The sequence below is a fragment of the Leisingera sp. SA215 genome (assembly GCF_055902035.1).
This window is the reverse complement of the sequence record NZ_JBVVXU010000012.1, coordinates 45,423-70,703: the sequence shown is the minus strand read 5'-3', so window position 1 is coordinate 70,703 and position 25,281 is coordinate 45,423. Positions and strand designations below refer to the sequence as shown.

Genomic DNA, 25,281 nt, shown 5'->3' with positions numbered 1-25,281 from the left:
GTCAAGTCAGCGTCTGATAAAGCGTTGCGATCCAGTTGCTGACGGCTTTCACCTCGTCGCGCTGACCAGCGCCGTCGTTGATCACCATGTAGTGCGAGCGGCGTTTCGGCAGAGTGTATGCAGTTGGCGCAAGAACCAGACCCTGCTCGATATATTGCCGGGCAAAGCTTTCCAGCACCATCGTCACCCCGCGGCCTGCGGACACCGTTTGCAGTGCCAGCAGCGAGGAATCGGCCTTGAGCCAGTCGGTGGTCACCTGCAGGGTCAGCCCGTGCAGATCGGCCAAGCGGCCCCAGTCGGTTTCCGAGCCGATGATCTGCACCACATCGGCGCGGGCGAGGTCTGCGATGGACGGGTTGCCGCCCAGGGCCGCGGCATAGGCGGGGCTGCAGACCGGAACGGCGTTTTCGTGGCCCAGATGCAGGATCTGGCTTTCCTGCCAATCGCCGGAACCATAGCGGATATCGATATCCAGCGCCTGCTCATCAAAGCGGCTGGCCCAAACGGTGGTCGACAGTTGCACGAAAATATCCGGGTGGTTTGCCTGGAACCGGGCCAGTTGCGGTGCGATCACCAATGCAGCGCAGGAAATAGTGGCGCGCAAATGCACCACCCGCTTGCGCTTCCTGCTGAACAGCCCGGTGGTGGCACGCTGCATGTCGTCAAAGGATTTACGGATCGGCTGGGCATAGGCCTGGCCGGTGTCGGTCAGTGCAACGCCGCGGGGCAGGCGTTTGAACAGCTGGCTGTTCAGATGCTTTTCCAGCAGCCGGATCTGCTGGCTGATGGCGGCGGGCGTCAGCCCCAGTTCCTCGGCGGCGGCAGAGAAACTGTTGAGCCGCGCGGCGGCCTCAAAAGCTTTCAGCCAGGTGACATGGGGCAGATCGGTCATGCATGCCTTTAAGCACAGCTGGGCCTTAGACGCAAAACCCATTGTTTGATTTATACCTAAGGCGCCGTGCAAGGTCGCGGGAAACAAGCGGACTTGGCACGTTATGGCGCAAACATTTGACTTCATTATCGTCGGGGCCGGATCGGCGGGTTGTGTGCTGGCCGACAGGCTGACTGCCAATGGCCGGTACAAGGTGCTGGTGATCGAGGCGGGCGGCACCGACCGGCGGTTCTGGATCAAAATCCCTGTGGGCTACGGCTTTACCTTCTCGGACCCGGCGGTCAATTGGCGCTACTCGGCGGCACCGGATCCGGAGCTGAAGGGGCGCGCGGCCTATTGGCCGCGGGGCAAGGTGCTGGGCGGGTCAAGCTCGATCAACGCGATGGCCTATGTGCGCGGGCTGCCGCATGATTTCGACGATTGGGAGGCTGCGGGCGCTGCGGGCTGGGGCTGGGACTGCGTCCGTCGCAGCTATGAGTCGCTGGAGAGCCATGACGAATGGCACGACGGCAGCCGCCGTCTGCGCGGGACAGGTCCTGTACGGGTCACGGACCTGAGCGCGCGGATGCACCCCTTTGCCAGCAACTTCCTGTCCGCGGGGCAAGAGATGGGCTGGCCGGTGCTGCCGGACATGAATGCGCCTGCCGATGCTGGCGCCAATACCCCGCCAAGCGAGGGCATAGGATTCGTGCGCAGCACCGTAAAGGACGGGCGGCGCTGGTCTTCGGCCGATGCGTTTCTTCGGCCCGCGATGAAGCGCGGCAATCTGACCGTGGTCAGCGGTGCGCTGGTGGAGAAGGTACTGACTGCCGGCGGGCGCGCCACTGGCGTGGCCTACCGGGTGAACGGCCGGCAGAAACAGGCGATGGCAGCGCGGGAGGTGATCCTGAGCGCGGGTGCGGTGAATTCGCCGCAACTGCTGCAATTGTCCGGCATCGGCCCGGCGGGGTTGCTGCAGCGGCACGGGATCAACGTGGCACAGGATCTGCCGCAGGTCGGGCAGGGGCTGCAAGACCATCTGGCAGTGTCGCATTTTTTCTGGGCCAATACCGCAACGCTGAACGACCGGCTGGGCAGCTTTGCCGGGCAGATGAAGGCCGGGCTGCAATATATGCTGACCCGCAAAGGGCCGCTGAGCGTTCCGGTCAATCAGTGCAGCGGCTTTGTCCGCACCAAGGGCGCGGCGCTGCCGGATGTGCAGGTCTATTGCAACCCGGCGTCTTATTCGACGCGTCCCAATGGCAAGCCGCAGATTGACCGGGACAATGGTTTCCTGCTGTGCGTGCAGCCCAGCCGGCCAACCAGCCGGGGGCAGATCAATATCCAGTCCGCGGACCCCGCGCAGGCGCCGCTGATTGAGCCGAATTCGCTGTCAACGGATGCGGACAAGGCAACAGCTGTGCGCGCAAGCCGCCTGTTGCAGGCGCTGGCGGCAATCCCGGCGATCAAGCGCATCACCCGCGAACGGCGGGCGCCGGATATCATCGGGATGGATGACAGCACTTTGCTGGAGAATTTCCGGGAACGCTCAGGCAGCGTGTTCCATGCCTCCTGCACCTGCCGGATGGGCAATGATGCCGCGGATTCGGTTCTGGATGCTCAGCTTCGGGTGCACGGGGTGGCGGGGCTGCGGGTGATCGACGCCTCTGCCTTTCCGAATGTGACCTCGGGCAACACCAATGCTCCAACCATGATGCTGGCGGCGCGCGGCGCCGAACTGGTGCTGGAAGACAATGAAAACAGGCCCTTGGCGGCTGAATGACAGGGAAACCCTTGATGAAACTCGACAAGATCGAAACCTTTGTGTTCGGCAATCCGCCGCCGCGCCACGGCGGGCGGTACTTCATCTTTGTGCGCCTGACCACTGCCTGCGGCATCACCGGGGCGGGGGAGATCTATAACGCCACCTTTGGCCCGGATCTGTGCTGCGCGATGGCCGAGGAAATGTTTGCCCGCCAGTTTGCTGGCTGCGATCCGCATCATATCGAGAAACTGTGGCGCAAATCCTATGGCGCGGGTTACACGCTGCGCCCTGATGTGACCGTTATGGGCGTGCTCAGCGGGCTGGAGATGGCCTGCTGGGACATCATCGGCAAGGCCGCGGGCAAACCGGTTTATGAGCTGATGGGCGGCCAGGTGCATGACCGTCTGCGCAGCTATACCTATCTCTATCCGCCGGAAGGGGACGTCTATCCGGACCCGGACATGCCGAATGTCTACAACGATCCGGACATTGCTGCCGAGGTTGCGCTGCAGCGGGTGGAGCAGGGCTTCACCGCGGTGAAATTCGACCCTGCCGGGCCTTATACGATCTATGACGGCCACCAGCCGCGGCTGGAGGATCTGGAGCGCAGCGAGCTGTTTGTGAAACGCATCCGCGAGGCGGTCGGCACCCGGGCGGACCTGTTGTTCGGCACCCATGGGCAATTCACCGTTTCCGGCGCCAAGCGGATGGCACGGCGGCTGGAGCCTTATGAGCCCTTGTGGTTCGAAGAACCCACAACGCCGGAGAACCCCGCCGATATGGCGGAGGTCGCACGGTTCACCTCGGTGCCGGTCTCGACGGGCGAGCGGCTTTGCACCAAGCACGAATTTGCGCGGGTGCTGGAGGCTGGTGCGGCCTCGATCCTGCAAATGGATCTGGGACGCGTCGGCGGCCTGCTGGAGGCCAAAAAGATCGCCAGCATGGCCGAAACCCGGCAGGCCCAGATCGCACCGCATCTGTATTGCGGGCCGGTGGTGGCTGCTGCGAACATCCAGATCGCCACCTGCAGCCCGAATTTTCTGATCCTTGAAAGCATCGGCACTTTTGAAGGGCCGTATATGTCCTGCCTCAAATCCTCGATCACCTGGGAGGAAGGCTATGTGATCCCCTCCGCCGAGCCGGGCCTGGGGGTGGAACTGGACGACGCGGCGATTGCTGCGAGCCCCTATACCGGCCGCGAACTGCATCTGGAACTGGCGCAGGAACCAGTGGTTCAATAGCGGCAGAGCTCGGCCCGGGTGCGCTGCCCCCATGTGCAGTGCCGGCGCCGGCAGGGCAGGCACCGGCACCGTCCGGGTTTCCACCCAATTGACCATCGCAGCCTGTTCCGGCTGCCGCAAAAGACTGCCCCGGCCGCAGCAGCCGGGGCGGTTGGCGGTTGAGCGCGAACAGCCGCCTCACCGCTGGCCGGAGGGTCCAGCGGCGTAGAGACAGAGCAGATCATTGGCGATGGTGGCCGCAGCGATGGCAGTGATCTCGGAGATGTCATAGGCCGGGGCGACCTCGACCACGTCCATGCCAACGACATCAATGCCCGCCAGTCCGCGGATGATCTCCTGCGCCTGATAGGGGCTGAGGCCGCCAATCACCGGCGTGCCGGTGCCAGGGGCAGAGGCAGGCTCCAGCGCGTCGATGTCGAAAGTGACATAGGTCTTGCGGCCGCCGGTGATGGTGCGGATTTTCTCTGCCACAGCCTCCGGCCCGGATTTCTGCACCTCTATGGCATCGATGATGTTCATCCCCATCGGATCGGGGTTATGGGTGCGAATGCCGACCTGGACCGAGCAGGACGGGTCCACCAGACCCTCCCGGATGGCGTGCCACAGCATGGTGCCGTGGTCGATGCGGCCTTCCTCGTCCGCCCAGGTGTCGGAATGGGCGTCGAACTGGATCAGGCTGAGGGGGCCGTGTTTCTCGGCATGCGCCTTCAGCAGCGGATAGGTGATGAAATGATCGCCGCCAATCGACAGCAGTGCCGTGCCGGTGGCCAGCACATCGCGGGCGGCCTGGGCGATCTGGCCCGGCACCATGTGCGGATAGCCATAGTCGAACTCGCAATCGCCATAGTCGACTACCCGCAGCGCCTCATAAGGATCCGCCTCCCAGGGCCAGGGTTTCGACCAGGCAATATGGCTGGACCCTGAGCGCACCGCGCGCGGCCCCAGACGGGTGCCGGAACGGCTGGAGACCGACAGGTCAAAGGGCACGCCCATCACCGCCACATCCGCGCCGCGCAGGTCGCGGGTATAGCGGCGGCGCATGAAGCTTAGCGCGCCGGCATAGCTGGCCTCGGCAATCACGCCGCGGTCGCTTGCGCGGGTAAAGGCGAGGTCGCCCTGTACGGGGTTCACGCTGGAGGTATCGGTCATCTGGGGCTCCGTTAAATGAAATTCCGGCTGGCCCCAGTTTGAAATCCACGCTTATGCCAGTAAACTTAGCAAAGGACATATATCGAAAGGCATAGATTTGACCGTTGAGATCCCCCACCCCCCGTTGGCCGCCGGCTGGGTGAGAGCCATTGCTGCCTTGGCAGAAACACTTGGCACCGACCGCTGTCCCGGTGCGTTGCGGCAAATCCTGTCGCTGTGCTGCGGCTTTGATTCGATGATCGTCTCACGCTATGAGGGCGCCCTGCCGCCCGTTTCGCTGTATCAGGATCTGGATGAGCTGCAGGCGGCGATCAGCGTAGAATTCTACGCCAGCGGCCCCTATCTGCTGGATCCGCTCTACCAGGCCTGCCGCAACGGTTGCACCCCAGGGGCCTACCGGCTGATGGAATTGGCGCCGGAGGCGTTCTACCGGTCGGAATACTACCGCACCTTTTTCCGCAAGATCAGTATCAGCGACGAGATCGGCGTCCTGGTGCAGGACGGAGCAGAGCGCTGGATCATTGTTTCGCTGGCCCGTTTTTCCCGCCGCCAGCGGTTTGAAGCGGCGGATACCGCACGGCTGAATGCAGCATTCCGGGTGGTATCCGCTGCGGTCCGGCGGCAATGGGGGCAGGCAGAGACGCCGGCAGCAGGGTTCCAGGAGCCGGATTGGGAGGACCGGATGCAAACCTTTGGCAGCAGCGTCCTGAGCCCGCGGGAACGGGAGGTGGTGCAGCTGGTCCTGCAGGGGCATTCGACGCCCTCCGCCGCCGCCTACCTTGGGATTGCCGAGGGCACGGTCAAAGTCCACCGGCATCACGCCTATTCCAAACTGGGAATTGCGTCGCAGGCAGAGTTGTTTTCCATGGCCACCCGGCATTTGGCCGGGGCGGGTTAGCTTGCGCTGCAGGGCGATGGCCTTCCGCGGCTTTGCCGGACCAGGCTGCCACGCACCGGTAGGGGCGGCAGCATCAGGGGAGTGGACCCTGAACCGATGCTGGCGACACAGGATTACACCGATCACGTCCTGCGGATTGCCGGGATTGAAGCGGATGCCCCGCGCGGTTCTTACCCGCACGGGGCATGCTTCAGGCCAGGAAGTTCAGGAGGGTTTCGTCAAACCGCTCTGCTTCTTCCAGTTGCGGGGTGTGCGCGCTCCGCTCAAAAAGAGCAAAGACCGGCTTGCGAGTCTCCGGGGTGATCGGGAGCCAGGTTTCCAGCGGGGCAACCAGATGGTCATGCCGCCCCATACAAATCAGAAGCGGAGTTTGAATCTCCTGCAGCACTGTGACGGGGTCGAAATCGCGAAACACGTCCCCCCACAAACTGTCGAAAACCGGCATATTCACGTGAACACCCCGCCAAAGATCTGAGGCATCAAAACATGGATCAAACCAGCTGCGGGCGGCCAGCCCCAAGCACATCCAGATGAACCTATTTTCCGGTTCAGCATCGATCTTTGCAGCCATCCGTTCCAGATCCTGTGCCAAACGGTGCTTGCGCTCCGGCGCCGCAAGCATACGCCAGATACGCTCCCCGTATGCCATGTGCTCCGGCGAATGGCTTGGTCCGGTTGCAACAACCACGGTCTTCCGGACCAGATCCGGCCTGCGGCGGGCGAACTCCAATGCCATATAGCCGTGGCCCGAGTGCCCCAGCACATCCAGGCGTGGAAGGCCAAGCGCACTGCACATCGCAGAGATATCATCGGTAATGGTCTCCAATGTGCAGTCACGCGCCTCGACGCCGCGGCCGGCCGGAGCGAAGCCGCGGTGATCAATGAAGATAAGTTTTCGTTTGCTGCGCAAGCCCGCTGAAAATGTGCGTGGATAGAAGACGTGGCTGCCGATGATCAGCAGTGGTTCTCCTTCCCCCTCGATTGTGTAGCCGAGCGCGTATCCATCCCGATTGATACGCCCGTTGGCGCTGTCAAAGTTTTCCATAGAAATTTATCCGCAAGAGGCGCCCTCTTGCGCTCCGATTGAAGCAGTTGAACGTTCGGCCGGTCCACTGCCGGGCGGCCGGTAATGATCGATCTGCACTCGTTGCTAACGGATAAGTTTCATGGAAATCCCTGCTATTGTTTCGAGGCGCTCCTAAGGCCAGCCTCCTTACCAGTCAAGCCGCTGAGTTTTCCGGACCGGCAGCCGCCGAAACCGAGCTTAACATCGGCAAATCGTCCATATCGAAATACATCGCCGACCTCGAGCTGCGGTTGGACCTGAAGCTGTGCAACCGCGGCCCGGCGGGGTTCTCGCTGACAGACGGCGGCATCAAAGTGCTGAAATCCGCCAAAGAGCTGCTGACCTCGGTGTCGGATTTCCGTTCCGAAGTGAATGAGATTAAACAGCAGATGGCCAGCACCATCCGAATTGCCCTGTTCGGCCAAAGCGCCTCTAATCCCGAAGCTTTTGTGCCCGGCGGGATCCGCGCCTTTAACAACGCCGCGCCTTCGGTGGAAATCGAACTGCCGCTGGAACCGCCCAACGTAATCGAAACCAAGGTGATCGGCGGCCAGCTTGACATCGGGATACTGGTTCTGCACCGGCCGGCGCCCAGTCTGGACTACTTGCCGCTCTATCGAGAGAACATGTTTCTCTATTACTGCAAGGAGCATCCGTTCTTCGACTGCGATCAGCAAACCCTGGGTCTGCGGGATGTGCAGGCCATGAAGTATGCAACCATCCGGGTAAGCTCGCCCAATCTGCATGTGGGCAAAAACTGGGCCTCCGCCGCTCTGCCAAAGTGCAGAACGAGCAGGCGCTGGCGCCTCTCATCTTGTCAGGCAGTTATCTGGGGTTCTTGCCGGACCACCTGGCCGTCGGGTTTGCCGACAGCGGCCTGATGCAGAAAGTACTGCACAGGAAAGTGTTCTACCGCAGCCAATTCGCCGCCGTCACCCGAAAACGCCCGGCGGTGAACCGTATCACCAAGCTGTTTCTGGATACCCTGGCTGCCGCTCACTCCGGACAGATAACATAGGCGAAACGCAGCACACACAATTCCGGAACGAAGCGGCATCGAACAAAATGCGCACCTGATGCATCGCCTAAATGATGTCCAACGACACCTTGACCCGGTCCATCACAACCGAAGAGGTAAAGCGGCTGACATTGGATTCATCAAAGAAATACTCCTGCGTGAACGCCTCGTATTCCTTGATGTCCCCGACGATGACCACAAGAATGAAATCAGCCTCGCCTGTAGTGTAATAGCATTGCTGAACTTGACTGGCCTGGCGCATTCTGCGCTTGAAGGCGTCCAGATGCATCCGGCTTTCGCGCTCCAGAACCACCTGCACGATCACGGTCATCTCGCGCCCCAGCCGGGCCGGTGAAAGGATGGCGATTTCCTTTTCAATTACTCCGGTATCGCGAAGTTTCTTCAGCCGCTTCTGAACCGCCGGCGCCGACAGGCCGATCTCATGGCTGATGGCTTCGGCGGTCAGCTGCGCGTTGGACTGTATCAGCCGGAGGATATCGTGGTCTTTTTCATCCATAGCTGATTTTTCCCCTGCATCGGCCGGATTGACAACTTGAATCCGCAAGGCACCGGATGCACAGGGTCATGCGCTCCGCGGCCGCCGCCATCGGAGCCGCGCGGGCTTCAAGTGCTGAAGCCGGTTTCGCCGCCACGCCAGTCCCAGCCATGCCGGGCGCGCAGCACCAGCCGCAGCCGGGGCCGGTGGGCTGCTTTAAACCCCAGCGAATGCGACTCGCGGGAAGTGACTCTGCTCGCTGACGAATCTTAACGCAGGGGGCGCCATCAAGCAGGCGCACCCTATGCAAGATCGCCAAATGTGAATGACTTCCTAACTGACGATTTGCGCCACCCCAACGTGCGCCATTGCAACACTTGCGGCGGCAAACACCAGTGCAATAAGGGCAAATCCGCATATTCCGCCCGATGGAAAGTAAACTCAAATTTGCGGCATAAAATCACCGGGTTTCCGGAAAACTTCATTGGCGGCGGCCTTATGGTACACATTTTTTCAGGACTTTCCTGATTAACACTCCTACAAGCCCCGGCTGCAACCGGTGCGCCGCCGTTAGCAGGAGACCTTCGCCAATGCCCCGGACCACGAAACTGCCGCTCAAGCTGAAACTGCCGCTGATCATGGTGGCGCTGACCGGGGCCTTCCTGGTCACCGTGTCGCTGCTGATTTATTCAATGGCCGAGCGCAGCATCCGGGAAAACGCCTTTGCCGCGCAAAAGATCGAGGCCAAATCCGCTGCCCAGGCGCTGGAATTCCTGATCAAAGCGGCCCGGTCCGATGTCTCCAGCCTGGCCGGCCAGCCCGCGGTGTTCCGCGCCATCGGCAATTTCGAAAGGGTGATCGGCATGGTCGAGGAAGACGACCCCATTGCCTATCTGAAACAGACCTATGCCGCAGAAAACCCGAATCCAGCGCAGCAGCGCGAGGAGCTGACGGACGCGGGCGACGGCAGCTATTACAATCAATCGCATGTCACCTATCACCCCACTTTCCTGCAAAGCCTGCGCCTGAACGGCTATCAGGACCTGTATCTGATCAGCGCCAAGGGGCAGGTGGTCTACTCGGTGAAAAAGCAGGATGATTTCCTGACCGATGTCGCGCCAGATGCCGGCAACGGATTGGCCCGGGCCTTCCAAGCCGCCCTGCAGGCAGAGGCCGGCACGGTGGTTGCCGCCGACTTTGCCGCCTACAGCCACAGCCCCGATGGCGTTGCTGCCTTCATGGCCGCGCCGGTTTTTTCCAAACGCAAACAATTGGTCGGTGTCATCGCCGTGCAGCTGGGCACCAAGGGCATCGTCAATGCGCTGACCAGCAATCTGTCGGGCGGCACTCATCAGAACATCTTTGTCGCAAGCAGCGACGGCCTGGCCCGCAGCCCGTCTTCGGTTGAGGGCTTGTTCCCGGTGCTGCAGAAGATGCCGGACACCCCGCAGATCCAGGCCGCCAAGGCGCGCGAAGCCGGCCAGTTCGAGGCGGTTGCCTCCTCGCTCGGCGAACGCGCCATTGCCCTGGTGATGCCGCTGGAGCTGCCCGGCTTTGACTGGTCGCTGGTGCTGGAAACCGACGAGGACAACGCCTTTGCCGTGGTCGAGCGCATCCGGCTTATTGCCGCCGGGCTGATCGGCGCCGCGCTGCTGGCGGCCATCGGGGTGTCCTGGCTGGCCGCGCGCAGCGTCACCCGCCCGATCCATGCCCTGCGCGAGGCCACCAATGCGCTGGCAGACAGCAACTATGACACCGATATCCTGGGCCGCGACCGCGGTGATGAACTGGGCGATCTGGCCCGCAGCCTCGACAGCTTCCGCAGCAAGCTTATCGACGCCGACGCCGCGGCCGCGCGCGAGGTGGAGGCCGCCCGCCACACCGCTGCCGTGGTCGAGAGTATGAGCGCAGCCTTGTCTGAACTGCAGCGCGGCAACCTGACCTGCGACATCCAGGCGCCGTTCGACGGGCATTACGAGACCCTGCGGGAAAACTTCAACCGCAGCCTGGACCGGCTGCGCGGATCTATGGGAGAGGTGGCGGAGGCGGCGGAAAACGTCGGGCGCTTCTCCGAGGAACAGCGCGGCGCGGCCACCGAAATGGCCCATCGCACCGAAAGCCAGGCGGCGACGCTAGAGGAAACCGCCGGCGCCATCCGCGAGCTGACTGGCGGTATCCGCGACACCGCGGCACAAGCGGGCCGGATGGATGAAACCATGCGCGGCGCCCGCAGCGAAGCCGAACAAAGCACCGATGTGGTCACATCTGCGGTCGCCGCGATGGATCAGATCCAGGAAGCCTCGTCGGAGATTTCAAAGATCATCAACATGATTGACGACATTGCCTTCCAGACCAACCTGCTGGCACTTAATGCCGGCGTTGAGGCCGCCCGCGCAGGTCCCGCCGGCGCGGGCTTCGCCGTGGTCGCCTCCGAAGTGCGCGCCCTGGCGCAGCGCGCCTCCAATGCGGCCGGGCAGATCAAGGATCTGACCTCCGCCAGCGAGGAGCACGTGGCAAATGGTGTCGCCATGGTAGGCCGCGCAGGCGATGCGCTGTCCAGTATCATCGAACAGGTTTCTGCGGTGTCCGGGCTGGTCACCGACATTGCCGACGGCGTGCGCACCCAATCGCGCGGGCTGGAGAAAATCGACGGTGCCATGCATCAGCTGGACAACATGACCCAGCAGAATGCCGCCATGTCCGAGGAGGCCGCGGCCGCCAGCCAGCTGCTGCAAAACGAATCGCACAGCCTGACAGATATCATCGGCCGGTTCGATCTGGGCCGCGGCAGCGCAGTCCCCGCCGCCAGCCAAGGGGTCGACAGAGGCCGCCGCCGCATGAGCGCCTGACGCAATAGCTGACTGTCTGAGGCTCCGCTTCCGCCAGTCAGCAGTCAGCAGTCAGCAGTCAGCAGTCAGCCTGCAAATTTGCAGTGCAAATAGATAACATAAACTTGATTACACTACATTCAGATGTAGCCGGGGTGGATTCACAAACGAAGTGCAAATTCTGTACGAATACAGAAGCTTGCAGGGAGGATGATGAATGGGGCGCTGCTACCCTCACCTGAGTTTGGAAGAACGCCGGAAGGTGGCCGATGCTGCATGTTGCCGATCGATAATCGGCGCAGGCCGCCGTGCTGGCGGCAGGGAAGGCCGAGACCGCGGGGGGCCGGCTTGTCAATTCGATCCGCACGCTATTCGGGCCAGGGCAGCGAGTAGGTCTTGACGTTGGTGAAGAATTTCATCGCTTCTATGACACCCTCCTTGACCCCGTTTCCGCTGTCCTTGATGCCACCGAAAGGCGACATCTCGATCCGGAAACCCGGCTGTTCCCAGATGTTGCAGGTGCCGACATCAAGACCGTTGATATAGGCAATCGCACGATTCAGGTCGTTGGTGCAAACCCCAGAGGACAGGCCAAACTCGGTCGAGTTCGAGATTGCCATGACCTCTTCGTCAACGTCCGGCACCCGAACGATCGGGATGATCGGGCCAAAGGTCTCTTCCATCACCAGTTCGCTGTGATGGGGCACATGGTCCACGACAATCGGCGGCAGGAGAGCGCCGCGGCGTTCCGGATGATAGAGGATTTTCGCGCCATCCTTTTCCGCCTGCAGCACCCTGTTCTCGAACAGCTCTGCCGCCTTCGAATGGATCACGCAGCCTAGTTCAGTTTCCGGGTCGCGCGGATCGCCAAACTTGATCTTCTTGGCTTTTTCCAGCACCAGCGGCACGAATTTCTCGGCCACGCTCTCCTGTACCAAGATGCGCTTGATAGCGGTGCAGCGTTGGCCGGAATTGCCGGTGGCCCCGGCCACGGCAATGGTCGCGGCTTTTTCGAGGTCGGCGTCAGACAGATCATTGCAGATGATCAGCGGGTCATTCCCGCCCAGCTCGAGCGCCTGCCGCTTGTAGCCTGCCTTGGCAGCGATGATCTTGCCCACCGGCACCCCACCGGTAAAGGTTATGATGTCGATGTTGTCATTGGTGATCATCTCATCGCCGATGTCCTGCGGCATGCCGGTCACCACCTGGAACATCTCTGGCGGCAGACCCGCCTCGTACAGGATGTCCGCCAGCGCGATGCAGGTCAGCGGCGTCAGCTCCGCCGGCTTGCAGACCATGCAGTTGTTGGTAGCGATCGACGGCGCGATCTTGTGGCTGACCATGTTCAGCGGGTGGTTGAACGGCGTGATCGCCGAGATCGTGCGGACCGGCTCGCGTTTGGTGAAGATCTTGCGGGCCTTACCGTTGTGCGTCAGATCGCAGGAAAAGATCTCGCCATCGTCCTTCAACGCCTCGGCCGCGGCGAATTGGTAGACATCCTGCGCCCGCTTGGTTTCATAGATCGCGTGCTGGTGGCAGATGCCCAGCTCCAGCGTCAGCCATTTCGCCAGATCTTCGCGCCTTTCGCCAATTAATTCCCCTGCCCTCTGCAGGATCTGACTGCGCTCGTAACGGCTCAGCTTGGGTTTGTAATTGGCCGCGATCTCGAACGCCTTGCGGGCATGTCCGGCGGTCCCGGCGGGCACGGTGCCTATCACCTCATCGGTATAAGGATAAAGCACCTCGACCACATCATCGGTAAAGACAACCTCGCCGCCGATGCGCATGCCTTCGTTACGGATCTCCGTTTTCATCCTCGTGTTCATGCCGTTGCCTCTTCGAGAGCGGCCGCCTTTGTTGCAAAAAAGAAAGCGTCGAAGTTGCGCAGGACCGGCGCCGAGGGCAGATCCAGAACCCGGTTGCAAATAAACGGCACCTCCTGTTCGGTCAGGCCGCCGTGGCTGCGCAGAGGCTCGTTCAGGGCTGCCAGATCATGACGGTGCTTGGAGGTGCCAATGGTCATGTTCTCGGTCGAGATCATCACGATGTCACCGATCCGGTCGGCAGGCAGCTCGAAACGGCCGACAGCCTCGCTGCGGGTCATCACCTCCAGAATTTCGGGCTGTGCCACGAGTTTGGCGATGATGTCCGGCACGTCGGCACCCTCTGGCAGATAGGCAGTGCCGAAACCACCCAGCGCGCCGTGGTGCACCACATAAGGGTCGGTGATCGGCAGGATGACACGCGCGGCCGCTTCGCCTAGCCATTCGTCCAGCAGGTCCTGGACGTAAATCACCTGAGGGGCGCCATTGGCGTCATGCTTGGGCTTCATGCCGTGATCGGCCGTCACGACAATGGCCGCACCCAGCGCGTCGAGCTGACCGAGGTAGTTGTCGAACATCTCGTAGAAGGCCTTGGCTTCGGCCTGATCGGGGGCGTATTTATGTTGCACGTAATCCGTGGTGGTCAGGTACATCACATCGGGTTTCCACTCTTCGAGCAGTTTCACGCCGGCGGCAAAGACAAACTCCGAGAGCCCTGCCGAATACACCTCAGGCTGTGCCATGCCCAGCCAATTGCTGGCTTGGTCCTGTCCGTGCTCGGCGCGTGTCGAGCTGCCGGATTTCTCAGCCGAGAAGCATTTGGCACGGTCGTCTTCGAAAGACAGACCTGCGCCCAGCAATGCCCGCAACTTATCCTTGGCGGTGACGACGGCCACCCGGGCGCCGGCTTCGTAGAACTTGGCAAAGATTGTCGGCGCGCGCAAAAAGCGCACGTCATTCATCATCACTTCTTCACCGGTGTCCGGTTCAAAGAGATAGTTGCCGCAAATCCCGTGCACAATCGGCGGACGCCCGGTGGCAATCGAGAGGTTGTTGGGGTTGGTGAAGGATGGGATGACCGAATGCGCAAGCCGGTCCGTGCCTTGTTCCTTCATCCGCTTGAGCGCCGGCATAAACCCATCGGCGATTGCCTTGTCCAAGTACTCTGGCTCACAGCCATCAAGACAGATTGCAATCGCACAGGTGCTGGGCGTCGAATAGCTGCGGTCGTTCGCCTCGACCGGAGAAGTGATGGTCATTCTGATATCCTTGTGAGTGCTATGCTGCGAGTTTCTTGCGTTCGTCGAGCGCGGCCTGCGGCGGGGCTGCTTTTGCTACGCCCATTTCATCAAGAGTCTGGTTTGCGGCCGTTACAACCTGACGCATCACATCCTCATCCATCTGGCCGATACAGCCGACCCGAAAACTGTCCACGACGGTCAGCTTTCCGGGATAGATGATGAAGCCCTTGTCCTTCATGCTCTCGTAAAAGCGCGAGAATTCAAACTTCGGATCTGCCGGGCAAAAGAAGGTCACGATGACCGGACTCAGCCAGCGGTCTGCCAGCAGGGTCTCGAACCCGATCCCGCGCATTCCTTCGACCAGCACGTCGCGGTTGCGCGTATAGCGCGCGCCACGTCCGGCGACGCCGCCTTCTTCGTGATGGGCGTCAAGCGCCTTGAGAAAGGCCGCGACCACATGGGTGGGCGGGGTGAACCGCCATTGGCCGGTCTTCTCCATCGTTGCCCATTGCGCATGCACGTCCAGAGAGAGCGAATGACTGTTGCCTTTGGCGGCCTCGATCTCGTCCTTGCGGGCAATCACGAAGCCAAAACCTGGAACGCCCTCGATGCATTTGTTGGCCGAACTGACCATGGCCGTGTATTTGACGCGCGACGCATCCAGTGGCACCGCACCAAAGGCAGACATGCTGTCGACCAGAACCTTGCGCCCTGCGGCATGCGCGGCCTCGGCCAGCTCTTCAACCGGGTTCAGAATGCCGGAGCTTGTTTCACAGTGGATAATCAGGACATGGGTGATGTCCTGATCCTGCTCCAGGATCGCGGTGACCTCATCGCCGCGCGGCGGCAGGTAATCGCCCTTGTCAATCAAAAGAAAGCCGCGGCCGAGGTACTCCATAGTCCGGGCGGCCCGCAGACCATAGGCACCGTTCGCCAACACTAGCACCTTGCCATCTTTCGGAACGAAAGAACCCAGCATCGCCTCGACGCAGTAGGACCCGGAACCCTGGATCGGCACGCAGTCGTACTCCGCCCGCTCCGCGCCCAACAGTGCCAGCAACCGGGTACGCATCTTGCAGGTCATCGCCCGGAAATCGTCGTCCCAGCTGCCCCAGTCGCGCAGCATGGCTTCCTTGACCTCATATGACGTTGTCAAAGGCCCCGGCGTAAGCAAATAGGGCGCGCCACATTTGGGTGAATTCATCTTCGCCGTGTCGGTACCCATGAAAGCTTCCTTGATCTGACGATGTTTTCACAAGGTCTATGCTCGGCAAATGTATTTGAAAAATTGTTATTATCAATAATACGATAGGCTGAGCCTATATGTTGCAGGCTGCACAGGAATGGAGAGGACAGCGAATGAATTATAGTCAGATCAGGGCGTTCCATTATGTCGCAGTGACCGGCGGCTTTTCCCGCGCGGCCGAACGCCTGGCGCTCACCCAGCCTGCGGTATCTGAACAGGTACGCAAGCTCGAGAGCGATCACGACGTTCTATTGTTCAACCGAGAGCGCAAGCAGATCACCCTGACGCCGCTGGCAGAACAGCTGTTGTTGACGACAAAACAGCTCTTCGAGGTTGAGGAACGCATAGATGACCTGCTGTCAGAACGCCGTGCCGCGCTTAAGGGTCACTTGAGGATCATGGTCGACAGCGCCTTTCACCTCTCCGACCGTCTGGTCCGGTTTCGCAGCAGATATCCCGAGGTCTCTATCTCGGTACTGACCGGAAACAGCGAGGATGTGCTGGAAAGCCTGAGAAACTACGACGCCGAAATCGGAGTCGTGGGCAGTCAGGATCCCGGCTCCGACATGTATGCCGAAAGCCTGGGCAACTCAGCTATAGTGGCTGTGGCGGCCAAGGCGTTTCTGAGCCGCCGCATTGATCAGATCCGCCTCGCCGATCTGAAGAAATACCCGCTGATCCTGCGCGAAAAAGGCTCGAAAACCCGTCAGAAGCTTGAAAAGGAAGCCCTGCGAAACAGTGTTACCCTTGTGCCGGCGGTGGTCGCTGAAGGGCGCGAGGCGATGCTTGAGATTGTTGCGTCGGGGCTCGGAATTGGTTTTGTTTCTGACGCTGAATTTGGCAGCGACCCAAGGCTGGTCAAGATCGCTCTGGACGGTTCTGATTTGTCGATGTCGGAGACGCTGATACACCTGAAGCAGCGAAAGAACCTGCGGATCATCAGGACCTTCATGAATTGTTGAATCGTGCAGACACCGCCCGCCCCCCGCGGCGTCCTCCCTGTCAGGTTTCCCAACGCGGGCCGGGTTACACTCGAACGCCACTGAGGCACCGCGGCCCGCATCGCAAATCCTTAGACTTTGCTGACATTCATGGCAGCCGTCCCAAGATCCACTTATTCAGTTCAACGCAGAAAGAACACTGCCGCCATTATAAGGCCGATGGCCGTCACGAAGTGTCGCAGGAGATCGGTTCTGACGATGCGGCGGCTCATGATTGCGCCAAGATATCCGCCAACGGTTGCACTGATGGCAATAACGAACGCAGGTTTCCACGCGATCAATCCAGCAGCGATGAAGGTGATGGCAGACACCAGCGCGACCACGGCTGACAACACGCTCTTAAGGCCATTCATCCCATGCAGGTTGCCGTAACCGATGAATCCAAATGTCGCGAGCAGCATGATACCGAGCCCCCCATTGAAATAGCCGCCGTAGAACGAAACCGCCAGAATAGCTGCGACGGATACCCCAACCCCGGCGCTGCCCGCGCCACGTTTCTGAATTGCACGCAGCAATGCAGGTCCGAAGGCGAACATGCCTGTCGCAAGCAGCAATAGCCAAGGCACGACCCACAGGAACGTATCGCCGGGGGTGATGATGAGAAGAAGCGCACCCAAAACAGAGCCGGCAATCCCGACACCGGCAATGCCCCAAAGCGACAAGGCGCCCTCGCGCTGCATGTGGTGCCGAAAACCCCATGCACTGCTGATATATCCTGGCAAGGCGGCCAGCGTCGCCGTGGCATTGGCGCTGACCGGGGGCACGCCGACGTAAATCAGTGCAGGCAGACTTAGGAAGGTTCCGCCCCCGGCTACGGCATTGAGAAAACCTGCGGCAATGCCCGCGCCAACAAGCAGGAAAATTTCAAAGAGTGTCATAGTGGGAAGACCAATCTTTCGCATTTAAAGGTATTTGGTTATGGCCCAATGCCATACAGACGCTTTGCTTAGCATGGCAGGTGTCTTTTCTTTGCAGGCATCGGCACGGCGCTGGCGCAGTTACCACCTCGCGCAACCGCTGAAATCGGTGCGATTGTCAGGGTATTGGAAACGGACGACGCTTGCCTTTTCACACTCACACTCCGCTTTTCTGGCCGCTGCGAGATCGCGTAAGGCCTGCGCCTCGAATTCTTGGTCACTCAGAATTGGCGCAGATGCCTTAAAGGCTGTGTTCTGCATGTCCATTGGTCTGTCCTCCTTTTTCCGGTGCCATCCCTTCTGCCTGTTAATAGATTGGCCTGCAAATTGGTCTGAAGCGGAGCAGAATAATGGAAACAAGTGTCAAAGCTGTGCTGGCTGGATTGCGGGCAACCCTCGACGCACTTGCGCTTGCAAGCGGGGACCGCTTACCGTCCGAGCGTGAACTGCGGAATGTCTTTGGATGCAGTCGGGAAGGGGATGTCACATAAAGGGCATTGTTCTGCCTGAAAGCCGCCAAACATTCGTCATTATGGGCGATTTTCATCTCAAATTTATGGCATCCTTCCTCAAGTTGAGGATTTTCAGCCAATGGGCTTTGCTAAGCTGGGGAGACCGGTACCGCGCCGCATTCGTTTTCAGTCGCGATGCCCGGTCCTGCCCGGAAACGAGAGGTACCGCATGAGTGATGACTTCCCGCCGCTATCGCTGAAGGTGCCGGAACCCGGCTGCCGCCCGGGCGTCACGCCTGATTTCTCGGATTTTGAAATCCCGCGCGCCGGGGCGGTCAAGCGCCCTCCGGTCGATGTGGATCCCGACGCGATCCGCGACATGGCCTTTTCCATCGTCCGCGTCCTTGCCAAAAACGGCGAGGCGGTCGGCGACTGGGCCGGCGCGCTGAACCCGGACGAACTGCGCGAAGGCTTGCGCCACATGCTGACCCTGCGCACTTTCGACGCCCGCATGCTGAATGCGCAGCGCCAGGGCAAGACCAGCTTTTACATGCAGCACCTCGGGGAGGAGGCGGTGGCCTGCGCCTTTTCCAAAGCGCTGAAACCGGGCGACATGAATTTCCCGACCTACCGGCAGGCCGGGCTGCTGATCGCGGGCGGCTATCCGATGCTGACCATGATGAATCAGATCTACTCCAACGCCGACGACCCGTTGCACGGCCGCCAGCTGCCGATCATGTATTCATCCAAGGAGCACGGGTTCTTCTCTATTTCCGGCAACCTCGGAACCCAGTTCGTTCAGTCGGTCGGCTGGGCAATGGCCTCGGCGATCTCGGGCGACACCAAGATCGCCAGCGGCTGGATCGGCGACGGCTCCACCGCCGAGAGCGACTTTCACTCCGCCATGGTCTTTGCCTCGACCTACGACGCGCCTGTGGTGCTGAACATCGTCAACAACCAGTGGGCCATCTCCACGTTCCAGGGCATCGCCCGCGGCGGTGTCGGCACATTTGCGGCCCGCGGCCATGGCTTCGGCATCGCGTCGATCCGGGTCGACGGCAATGACTACCTCGCTGTGCATGCGGTGGCGAAATGGGCCTGCGAGCGGGCGCGCCGCGGCCACGGGCCAACGCTGATCGAACATGTCACCTACCGCGCCGGCGGCCATTCCACCAGCGACGATCCCGCCGCCTACCGCTCCCGGCGCGAAGCCGCGGCCTGGCCGCTGGGCGACCCGATCGAGCGCCTGAAAACCCACCTCATCACCATCGGCGAGTGGAGCCAAGAGCGCCACACGCAGGCCGAGGCGGAAATTCTGGACGAGGTCGTGCGCACCCAGAAGCAGGCCGAAGCGGTCGGAACGCTCGGCGATGGCAACGCGCCCAGCCCGCGCGACATGTTCGAAGGCGTCTATGAGACGATGCCGCCGCATCTGATCCGGCAGCGGCAGGAAGCGGGGTACTGAGATGGCCAGCATGACCATGATCGAGGCCATCCGCGAGGCCCATGATGTTGCAATGGCGGCAGATGACCGCGTCGTTGTCTTCGGCGAGGATGTTGGTTTCTTCGGCGGCGTGTTCCGCTGCACCGCCGGCCTGCAGCAGAAATACGGCAAATCGCGCTGCTTTGACGCGCCGATCAACGAATCCGGCATTGTCGGCACCGCCATCGGCATGGCCGCCTACGGGCTGAAACCGGTGATCGAGATGCAGTTCGCCGATTACGTCTACCCCGCCTTTGACCAGATCGTCTCCGAAGCGGCGCGGCTGCGGCACCGCTCCAACGCCGATTTCACCTGCCCGCTGGTGATCCGCATGCCCACCGGCGGCGGCATCTTCGGCGGCCAGACCCACAGCCAGAGCCCGGAGGCGCTGTTTACCCATGTCTCTGGTTTGAAGGTGGTGGTGCCCTCCAACCCGCGCGACGCCAAAGGGCTGCTGCTGGCCGCCATCGAGGATCCCGATCCGGTGATCTTCCTGGAACCGAAACGGCTGTATAACGGGCCCTTTGACGGCTACCACGACCGCCCGGTCACCAGCTGGAAGAACCACCCCAAGGGTGAAGTGCCCGAGGGCGCCGGGATCGTGCCGCTGGGCAAGGCCAGCATCACCCGCAACGGCGCCGATGTCACGGTTCTGGCCTACGGCACGATGGTTTATGTGGCCGAGGCCGCAGCGGAAGCCAGCGGTGTCGACGCCGAAGTGATTGACCTGCGCACCCTGCTGCCGCTTGATCTCGACACGGTCACGGCCTCGGTGGAGAAGACCGGCCGCTGCGTAATCGTGCATGAGGCGACGCGCACCTCCGGGTTCGGGGCAGAGCTGATGAGCCTGGTGCAGGAGAGCTGTTTCTACCACCTGGAAGCGCCGATGATCCGGGTCACCGGCTGGGACACGCCCTATCCGCATGCGCAGGAATGGGAGTATTTCCCCGGCCCCGCCCGTGTTGGCGAGGCATTGAAAAAAGTGATGGAGGGCTGACCGGATGGGTGTGTTTGCCATGCGCCTTCCCGATGTGGGGGAAGGCATTGCCGAGGCGGAGCTGACCGAGTGGCACGTCAAACCCGGCGACATCGTGCGCGAGGATGATACCCTGGCGGCGGTGATGACCGACAAGGCCGCGGTCGAGGTGCCCTCCGCGGTGTCCGGCAAGGTGCTGGAACTGGGCGGCGAGATCGGCCAGATGATGGCGATCGGTTCGGTGCTGATCCGGATCGAGGTCGAGGGCGAGGGCAACGAGGCGCCCGGATCGGCCTCTGACGCGGCCAAACCCAGCGCCCCGGCGCCGCAGCCCGTGCCGGACGCAAAACCGGAGGCGGACACGCAGGCGGAGGACACGCCGGAACCGCCACCCGCGCCGGCCCCTGTTCCGGTGGCAAAGAAGGCCGGCCACCGCCTGCCGCGGCCCGAAGGCAGCAAGCCCCTTGCCGCACCCTCGGTGCGGGCCCGGGCGCGCTCCGAAGGCCTCGACCTTCGCCATGTGCCCGGCACCGGGCCGGGCGGGCGTATCAGCCACGACGATCTCGACAACTGGATCGAATCCGGTGGCATCCGCCAAGGCAGCGTCACCCGCGGCCGCAACACCGGCGTCGAGGAACAGCGCGTCATCGGTATGCGCCGCAAGATCGCCGATAAGATGGCGCTGTCGAAACGGCAGATTCCGCATATCACCATCGTCGAGGAGGTGGAGATGGGCGCGCTGGAGGATCTGCGCGCGGCGCTCAACAAGAAGCACGAGGGCAGCCGCCCCAAGCTGACCTTGCTGCCCTTTCTGATGCGCGCCATCGTCGAGGCGGTGCGCGAACAGCCCGGCCTGAATGCGCGCTACGATGACGAAGAAGGCGTGATCCAACGTTACGGCGGCGTCCATATCGGGGTTGCGACGCAGACACCGCAGGGGCTCAACGTGCCGGTGCTGCATCACGCGGAGGCCAACAGCCTGTGGGACAACGCGGGCGAGCTTGCCCGCCTGGCCGAGGCCGCCCGCGACGGCTCGATTAAGCGCGAAGAACTGACCGGCGGCACCATCACCATCACCTCGCTGGGGCCGCTCGGTGCAATTGCCACCACGCCGATCATCAACCACCCCGAGGTGGCAATTGTCGGCGTCAACAAGATGCAGATCCGCCCGGTCTGGGACGGCCAGCAATTCCGGCCGCGCCAGATGATGAACATCTCCTGCTCCTTCGATCACCGGGTGATCGACGGCTGGGACGCGGCGGTTTTTGTGCAGAAACTGAAATCCCTGCTGGAAAATCCGGCCATGCTGTTTGTCGAGGGCTGAATGACTGATCTGAAGTGCAAACTGCTTATCATCGGCGCGGGCCCCGGCGGCTATGTCTGCGCCATCCGCGCCGGGCAGCTGGGGATGAACACCATCGTGGTGGACGAAGCCAAGCCCGGCGGCACCTGCCTCAACGTGGGCTGCATCCCCTCCAAGGCGCTGATCCATGCCGCCGACGAGTTTTTTAAGATGACCCACGCAGCCGAGGGGCCGCTCGGCATCTCCGCAGGCAAGCCCGAAATCGACCTCAGCCGCACCATGGCCTGGAAGGACGGCATTGTGCAGCGGCTGACCGGCGGCGTGAACGGGCTGATGCGCAAGGCGGGCGTACGCCTGTTCGAGGGCAGCGCGCGATTCCTCGATGGCAAAACCGTGGTAGTCAAGCGCGGCGGGGAAACCACCCAGATCCGCGCCGAGCGCATCGTGATCGCCTCTGGCTCAGCGCCGGTGGCACTACCCTCGCTGCCCTTCGGCGGCAGCATCCTGTCGTCAACCGAGGCGCTGGCGCTGCAGGCGGTGCCCGAGAGCCTCGCCGTGGTCGGCGCAGGCTATATCGGGCTGGAGCTGGGCACCGCCTTTGCCAAGCTCGGCGCCAAGGTCACCGTGGTCGAAGCCGAGGACCGCATCCTGCCGCTGTACGATCAGGCCCTGACCCGGCCCGTCGCCAAGCAGCTGGAAACGCTGGGCGTACAGGTTCTCACCGGTGCCAAGGCCAAAGGCTATGCCGATGGCATTCTGACCACTAGCCAGGGCGAGATCCAGGCGAAGAAAGCCCTTGTCACCGTCGGCCGCCGCCCGCGCACCGAAGGCATCGGCGTTGATGAGCTGGCACTGACCCTGAACGGCCCATTCATCCGCATCGACAAGACCTGCCAGACCTCGATGCGCGGCATCTACGCGATCGGCGATGTCACCGGCGAGCCGATGCTGGCCCACCGGGCCATGGCGCAGGGCGAGATGGTGGCCGAGCATGTCGCGGGTCATGCTGTCGAATGGGACAAACGCGCCATTCCCGCCGTATGTTTCACCGATCCCGAAATCGTCACCTGCGGCGCCCTGCCGGGCGAGGTTGAGGGCAGCAAGGCCACCGAGTTTCCCTTTGCCGCCAATGGCCGGGCGATGACAACCGAGCGCGAGGACGGCTTCATCCGTGTTGTCTGGCGCGACGCCGATCACGCGGTGCTGGGAATTCAGGCAGTTGGTGCCGGTGTTTCTGAACTGTCGGCAGCCTTTTCACTGGCAATCGAAATGGGGGCCTGCCTCGAGGACATCGCCGCGACCATCCACGCCCATCCTACTCAGTCGGAAGGGCTTCAGGAGGCCTGCCTGCGCGCACTGGGGCACGCGCTGCACGTCTGACGCCCGCGGGGCACGGCACCGTAACCAGAGGGCCTTCCGAAAGGGCAGCGTTCCTGCCTCAGGACCCTGCAACAGGGTATCCGCTGCCCGTCACGGTCCGTTAAGGGATAAAACCAAGTCGCTTCAATACCTTGACCAGCACGAGCGTGTTGCGGTGCGCTTGTCCCGTCCGGTCTGAAGTATCTCGTCCGGAACAACCCGCTCTTCACTGTCTACTCCGTGAATCTGGAATAGATTCCTTGCCAGATCCGGCCCGATACGCACGATTTCCTTGGCATGTCTCCTTCTCCTATAGACGTAGGAAGATTTGCCGCTCGAAAGCGGCCGGGCCCATACAATTGCCCCTGACGATCTTTCATCAGGACACTTACTCCTGCCCATCCAGCAGAGCAGATAGCCCGGCGGCCAGGTCCTCCTGCTCAGCCGCTTGAAATCCGTGGCAGAAATCTGCCTCAAGCCTTGCTTGCAACTCCATGGTTTCATCCGCAAGGGCAATGCCTTCTGCCGTCAGGGCCACCAGCGTCACCCGGCGGTCGTTTGCGTCACCGCTGCGCGAGATAAGCCCCTTGCGGTCGAGCCTGTTCAGCATGTTTGACATGCCGCCTGAGGTGAAAAACATTGTCTCCAGCAGCTGTTTGGGACTCATCTTGTAAGGCGCACCAGATGCCCGAAGCGTCGCCAAAACCCCGTACTCCGGGTATTTGAGGCCGTAGGGCGCGAGGGCAGCGTTCAAACGCTGCATAAGCGCACTGTTCAGCGCAACCAGCCGGGCGCAGATTTCCTTGCCGGAGATATCAAGATCCGGCACCTCCCGGCGCCACATATCCAACCCGTTGCGCACACGGTCTTCCGGTGTCGGACCAGTGGTAAAACGTTTCTGGCGCAGCTTCTGCATCGGAATCCTTTCTGTCTTATCCGCATGTTCCCTGTTCTGATTGCTCCTGACAAGCGTGAAATAAAAGCTTTCCAGAAAGGTTTTTAAAAAACTTTCTTGACAGAAACACACCAGTGCGCCCATCGTGAAGAGCAGACAACAGAGACAGGGAGACCACCATGACACTTCGCGGCAAAGGGCGCGTTCTGCCCGGTATTGCAGCTTTGGCTGCAAGCGCCTTCACGCTTGCCTCGCCTCTGGCGGCTCAGGAAAAACTGACCATTGCCACCTTTGGCGGCTCTTTCCTTGATGCGGTCAAATCCTGTCATATTCCGGTGTTCGAGCAGGCAACCGGCGCTACCGTCGAAACCGTGCTCGGGAATTCGGTCCAGCACGCCGCTTCGGTGCGCGCGATGGGCGGCAGCTCGGATTACGACGTTGTTTACATCGACGATTCTGCGGCAATGCAGCTCAAGGCCGAAAACCTGCTGCACCCGCTGGACCGCGCCGCACTGGACAGTGCAGCAGAACTGGACCCGCGCGCCTTTGGTCCGGATGATGCCTTTGTGGTGTTCATGACCGGCGCCACCGCAATTGCCTACAACCCCGAGATGGTAGAAACACCGCCATCCAGCTGGCGCGATCTGTTCGACGATGCCTACAAGGGCCAGGTGGCGATCGGCGATGTCACCGGCACCGCGGGCTGGCAGTTTCTGCTGGCCGTCAACCGGATGGAGGGCGGTTCGCTCGAGGATGTGACCCCGGGCATTAACGCCATCCGTCCCCTCGCCCAGGAGGCGGTCGTGCAATACACTCAGGCCGACCAGCTGCTGGCGCTGTTTGCACGCGGCGACGTGGCGATGGCGCCCTGGTATCCCGACCGGGCCGGCTCTGCCGCGGACGAGGGCCTGCCAATCGCCATCGCTTACCCCGAGGAAGGCGCCGTCGGCATCCGCCCTGCCCTGCTCATCCCCGAAGGCAGCAGCCGGAAGGAACTCGCGGCCTCCTTTGTCGACACGGTGCTGTCGAAAGAGGTGCAGGAATGCTTTGCCGAAACCAAATATGCAGGGCCGATCAACCTCAAGGCCGAGCTGTCCGAAAAGGCCGCCGCCATCGTGCCGAACGGTGCGACGCTGGAATCCCTGTGGTTTCTGGACCCGGCGGTGACCTCGGCGCAATTGCCGGGCTGGATCGACCGCTGGCAGCGCGAAGTCGCCCGCTGACGCCGCCTTTCCCACCCTTTTTTGCAGTGC

The 25,281-nt window shown here is 61.7% G+C and carries 22 protein-coding genes; 12 read left to right on the top strand and 10 right to left on the bottom strand.

The features are described from left to right. Position 1: 1 nt before the first annotated feature. Positions 2–892 (bottom strand): LysR substrate-binding domain-containing protein, encoded by an 891-nt coding sequence (locus tag AC0KW6_RS14150; protein ID WP_323775412.1) that lies wholly within the window; start codon positions 890–892, stop codon positions 2–4. A 103-nt stretch (positions 893–995) separates the two neighbouring features. On the opposite strand from AC0KW6_RS14150, the gene AC0KW6_RS14145 reads away from it, so the two are divergent. Both AC0KW6_RS14145 and AC0KW6_RS14140 read left to right on the top strand, forming a co-directional pair. Then, a complete protein-coding gene (locus tag AC0KW6_RS14145; RefSeq protein ID WP_474035217.1) occupies positions 996–2,654 on the top strand; it encodes a GMC family oxidoreductase in 1,659 nt (552 codons plus the stop codon). 14 nt (positions 2,655–2,668) lie between these two features. Next, the gene (locus AC0KW6_RS14140) at positions 2,669–3,877 is read left to right on the top strand and encodes a mandelate racemase/muconate lactonizing enzyme family protein (RefSeq protein WP_323775410.1); all 1,209 of its coding nucleotides are present in this window, start codon (positions 2,669–2,671) and stop codon (positions 3,875–3,877) included. A 177-nt stretch (positions 3,878–4,054) separates the two neighbouring features. Here AC0KW6_RS14140 and speB read toward each other — a convergent pair whose 3' ends face one another. Continuing rightward, the gene (gene speB, locus AC0KW6_RS14135) at positions 4,055–5,026 is read right to left on the bottom strand and encodes an agmatinase (RefSeq protein WP_474035216.1); all 972 of its coding nucleotides are present in this window, start codon (positions 5,024–5,026) and stop codon (positions 4,055–4,057) included. Between the two features lie 139 nt (positions 5,027–5,165). Here speB and AC0KW6_RS14130 point away from each other — a divergent pair, with 139 nt between their 5' ends. Further along, positions 5,166–5,924 (top strand): helix-turn-helix transcriptional regulator, encoded by a 759-nt coding sequence (locus tag AC0KW6_RS14130; protein ID WP_323775408.1) that lies wholly within the window; start codon positions 5,166–5,168, stop codon positions 5,922–5,924. Between the two features lie 190 nt (positions 5,925–6,114). Here AC0KW6_RS14130 and AC0KW6_RS14125 read toward each other — a convergent pair whose 3' ends face one another. Beyond that, positions 6,115–6,969 carry an alpha/beta fold hydrolase gene (locus AC0KW6_RS14125; RefSeq protein ID WP_474035215.1) on the bottom strand — a complete coding sequence of 285 codons (855 nt, stop codon included), beginning with the start codon at positions 6,967–6,969 and terminating at the stop codon, positions 6,115–6,117. 137 nt (positions 6,970–7,106) lie between these two features. Between AC0KW6_RS14125 and AC0KW6_RS14120 the strand changes: the two genes are divergently transcribed. Both AC0KW6_RS14120 and AC0KW6_RS14115 read left to right on the top strand, forming a co-directional pair. Further along, positions 7,107–7,871: a LysR family transcriptional regulator gene (locus AC0KW6_RS14120; RefSeq protein ID WP_474035214.1), complete on the top strand. Its 765-nt coding sequence runs from the start codon at positions 7,107–7,109 to the stop codon at positions 7,869–7,871. After that, entirely contained in the window at positions 7,871–8,008 is a 138-nt protein-coding gene (locus tag AC0KW6_RS14115) for a hypothetical protein (protein ID WP_474035213.1), read from the top strand. The genes AC0KW6_RS14120 and AC0KW6_RS14115 overlap by 1 nt, the downstream gene beginning before the upstream one ends. Before the next feature lie 67 nt (positions 8,009–8,075). Here AC0KW6_RS14115 and AC0KW6_RS14110 read toward each other — a convergent pair whose 3' ends face one another. Further along, positions 8,076–8,525 carry an Lrp/AsnC family transcriptional regulator gene (locus AC0KW6_RS14110; protein WP_323783713.1) on the bottom strand — a complete coding sequence of 150 codons (450 nt, stop codon included), beginning with the start codon at positions 8,523–8,525 and terminating at the stop codon, positions 8,076–8,078. A 569-nt stretch (positions 8,526–9,094) separates the two neighbouring features. On the opposite strand from AC0KW6_RS14110, the gene AC0KW6_RS14105 reads away from it, so the two are divergent. Beyond that, a complete protein-coding gene (locus tag AC0KW6_RS14105; protein WP_474035212.1) occupies positions 9,095–11,353 on the top strand; it encodes a methyl-accepting chemotaxis protein in 2,259 nt (752 codons plus the stop codon). A gap of 347 nt (positions 11,354–11,700) precedes the next feature. On the opposite strand, the gene phnY is transcribed toward AC0KW6_RS14105, so the two are convergent. Genes phnY through AC0KW6_RS14090 form a run of 3 tightly spaced genes read right to left on the bottom strand, consistent with a single transcriptional unit; the run spans position 11,701 to position 15,621 of the window. Continuing rightward, positions 11,701–13,158: a phosphonoacetaldehyde dehydrogenase gene (gene phnY, locus AC0KW6_RS14100; RefSeq protein WP_474035211.1), complete on the bottom strand. Its 1,458-nt coding sequence runs from the start codon at positions 13,156–13,158 to the stop codon at positions 11,701–11,703. Continuing rightward, a complete protein-coding gene (gene phnA, locus AC0KW6_RS14095; protein ID WP_474035210.1) occupies positions 13,155–14,414 on the bottom strand; it encodes a phosphonoacetate hydrolase in 1,260 nt (419 codons plus the stop codon). The genes phnY and phnA overlap by 4 nt, the downstream gene beginning before the upstream one ends. Positions 14,415–14,433: 19 nt before the next feature. Next, positions 14,434–15,621 (bottom strand): 2-aminoethylphosphonate--pyruvate transaminase, encoded by a 1,188-nt coding sequence (locus AC0KW6_RS14090; RefSeq protein WP_474035209.1) that lies wholly within the window; start codon positions 15,619–15,621, stop codon positions 14,434–14,436. A 134-nt stretch (positions 15,622–15,755) separates the two neighbouring features. On the opposite strand from AC0KW6_RS14090, the gene AC0KW6_RS14085 reads away from it, so the two are divergent. Then, complete coding sequence (locus AC0KW6_RS14085; protein WP_474035208.1) at positions 15,756–16,604, top strand: LysR substrate-binding domain-containing protein; 849 nt, start codon at positions 15,756–15,758, stop codon at positions 16,602–16,604. 161 nt (positions 16,605–16,765) lie between these two features. Here the strand turns inward: AC0KW6_RS14085 and AC0KW6_RS14080 are convergent, their stop codons facing one another. Together AC0KW6_RS14080 and AC0KW6_RS14075 are read right to left on the bottom strand one after the other, a co-directional pair. Further along, positions 16,766–17,521, bottom strand: a complete 756-nt coding sequence (locus tag AC0KW6_RS14080) for a sulfite exporter TauE/SafE family protein (protein WP_474035207.1) — start codon at positions 17,519–17,521, stop codon at positions 16,766–16,768. A 120-nt stretch (positions 17,522–17,641) separates the two neighbouring features. Then, the gene (locus AC0KW6_RS14075; RefSeq protein ID WP_474035206.1) at positions 17,642–17,827 is read right to left on the bottom strand and encodes a hypothetical protein; all 186 of its coding nucleotides are present in this window, start codon (positions 17,825–17,827) and stop codon (positions 17,642–17,644) included. 414 nt (positions 17,828–18,241) lie between these two features. Here AC0KW6_RS14075 and AC0KW6_RS14070 point away from each other — a divergent pair, with 414 nt between their 5' ends. The 4 genes from AC0KW6_RS14070 to lpdA are packed head-to-tail and all read left to right on the top strand — an operon-like array spanning position 18,242 to position 23,154. Further along, entirely contained in the window at positions 18,242–19,477 is a 1,236-nt protein-coding gene (locus tag AC0KW6_RS14070; RefSeq protein ID WP_323780055.1) for a 3-methyl-2-oxobutanoate dehydrogenase (2-methylpropanoyl-transferring) subunit alpha, read from the top strand. Position 19,478: 1 nt separating this feature from the next. Beyond that, complete coding sequence (locus AC0KW6_RS14065) at positions 19,479–20,492, top strand: alpha-ketoacid dehydrogenase subunit beta (RefSeq protein WP_323780058.1); 1,014 nt, start codon at positions 19,479–19,481, stop codon at positions 20,490–20,492. Between the two features lie 4 nt (positions 20,493–20,496). Continuing rightward, entirely contained in the window at positions 20,497–21,795 is a 1,299-nt protein-coding gene (locus tag AC0KW6_RS14060; protein ID WP_474035205.1) for a dihydrolipoamide acetyltransferase family protein, read from the top strand. Continuing rightward, complete coding sequence (lpdA, locus tag AC0KW6_RS14055; protein ID WP_474035204.1) at positions 21,796–23,154, top strand: dihydrolipoyl dehydrogenase; 1,359 nt, start codon at positions 21,796–21,798, stop codon at positions 23,152–23,154. Positions 23,155–23,521: 367 nt separating this feature from the next. Here lpdA and AC0KW6_RS14050 read toward each other — a convergent pair whose 3' ends face one another. Then, complete coding sequence (locus AC0KW6_RS14050) at positions 23,522–24,262, bottom strand: MarR family winged helix-turn-helix transcriptional regulator (protein ID WP_323780065.1); 741 nt, start codon at positions 24,260–24,262, stop codon at positions 23,522–23,524. Here AC0KW6_RS14050 and AC0KW6_RS14045 point away from each other — a divergent pair. Then, positions 24,208–25,251 (top strand): ABC transporter substrate-binding protein, encoded by a 1,044-nt coding sequence (locus AC0KW6_RS14045; protein ID WP_474035203.1) that lies wholly within the window; start codon positions 24,208–24,210, stop codon positions 25,249–25,251. The genes AC0KW6_RS14050 and AC0KW6_RS14045 overlap by 55 nt on opposite strands. Positions 25,252–25,281: the final 30 nt, after the last annotated feature.

Coding starts and splice junctions, on each gene's coding strand:
- phnA (WP_474035210.1), bottom strand. CDS start 14,414: ATGACCATCACTTCTCCGGTCGAGGCGAACGACCGCAGCTATTCGACG.
- AC0KW6_RS14070 (WP_323780055.1), top strand. CDS start 18,242: ATGAGTGATGACTTCCCGCCGCTATCGCTGAAGGTGCCGGAACCCGGC.
- phnY (WP_474035211.1), bottom strand. CDS start 13,158: ATGAACACGAGGATGAAAACGGAGATCCGTAACGAAGGCATGCGCATC.
- AC0KW6_RS14150 (WP_323775412.1), bottom strand. CDS start 892: ATGACCGATCTGCCCCATGTCACCTGGCTGAAAGCTTTTGAGGCCGCC.
- AC0KW6_RS14090 (WP_474035209.1), bottom strand. CDS start 15,621: ATGGGTACCGACACGGCGAAGATGAATTCACCCAAATGTGGCGCGCCC.
- AC0KW6_RS14065 (WP_323780058.1), top strand. CDS start 19,479: ATGGCCAGCATGACCATGATCGAGGCCATCCGCGAGGCCCATGATGTT.
- AC0KW6_RS14125 (WP_474035215.1), bottom strand. CDS start 6,969: ATGGAAAACTTTGACAGCGCCAACGGGCGTATCAATCGGGATGGATAC.
- AC0KW6_RS14045 (WP_474035203.1), top strand. CDS start 24,208: ATGACACTTCGCGGCAAAGGGCGCGTTCTGCCCGGTATTGCAGCTTTG.
- speB (WP_474035216.1), bottom strand. CDS start 5,026: ATGACCGATACCTCCAGCGTGAACCCCGTACAGGGCGACCTCGCCTTT.
- AC0KW6_RS14105 (WP_474035212.1), top strand. CDS start 9,095: ATGCCCCGGACCACGAAACTGCCGCTCAAGCTGAAACTGCCGCTGATC.
- AC0KW6_RS14060 (WP_474035205.1), top strand. CDS start 20,497: ATGGGTGTGTTTGCCATGCGCCTTCCCGATGTGGGGGAAGGCATTGCC.
- AC0KW6_RS14075 (WP_474035206.1), bottom strand. CDS start 17,827: ATGGACATGCAGAACACAGCCTTTAAGGCATCTGCGCCAATTCTGAGT.
- AC0KW6_RS14115 (WP_474035213.1), top strand. CDS start 7,871: ATGCAGAAAGTACTGCACAGGAAAGTGTTCTACCGCAGCCAATTCGCC.
- AC0KW6_RS14140 (WP_323775410.1), top strand. CDS start 2,669: ATGAAACTCGACAAGATCGAAACCTTTGTGTTCGGCAATCCGCCGCCG.
- AC0KW6_RS14110 (WP_323783713.1), bottom strand. CDS start 8,525: ATGGATGAAAAAGACCACGATATCCTCCGGCTGATACAGTCCAACGCG.
- AC0KW6_RS14085 (WP_474035208.1), top strand. CDS start 15,756: ATGAATTATAGTCAGATCAGGGCGTTCCATTATGTCGCAGTGACCGGC.
- AC0KW6_RS14145 (WP_474035217.1), top strand. CDS start 996: ATGGCGCAAACATTTGACTTCATTATCGTCGGGGCCGGATCGGCGGGT.
- lpdA (WP_474035204.1), top strand. CDS start 21,796: ATGACTGATCTGAAGTGCAAACTGCTTATCATCGGCGCGGGCCCCGGC.
- AC0KW6_RS14080 (WP_474035207.1), bottom strand. CDS start 17,521: ATGACACTCTTTGAAATTTTCCTGCTTGTTGGCGCGGGCATTGCCGCA.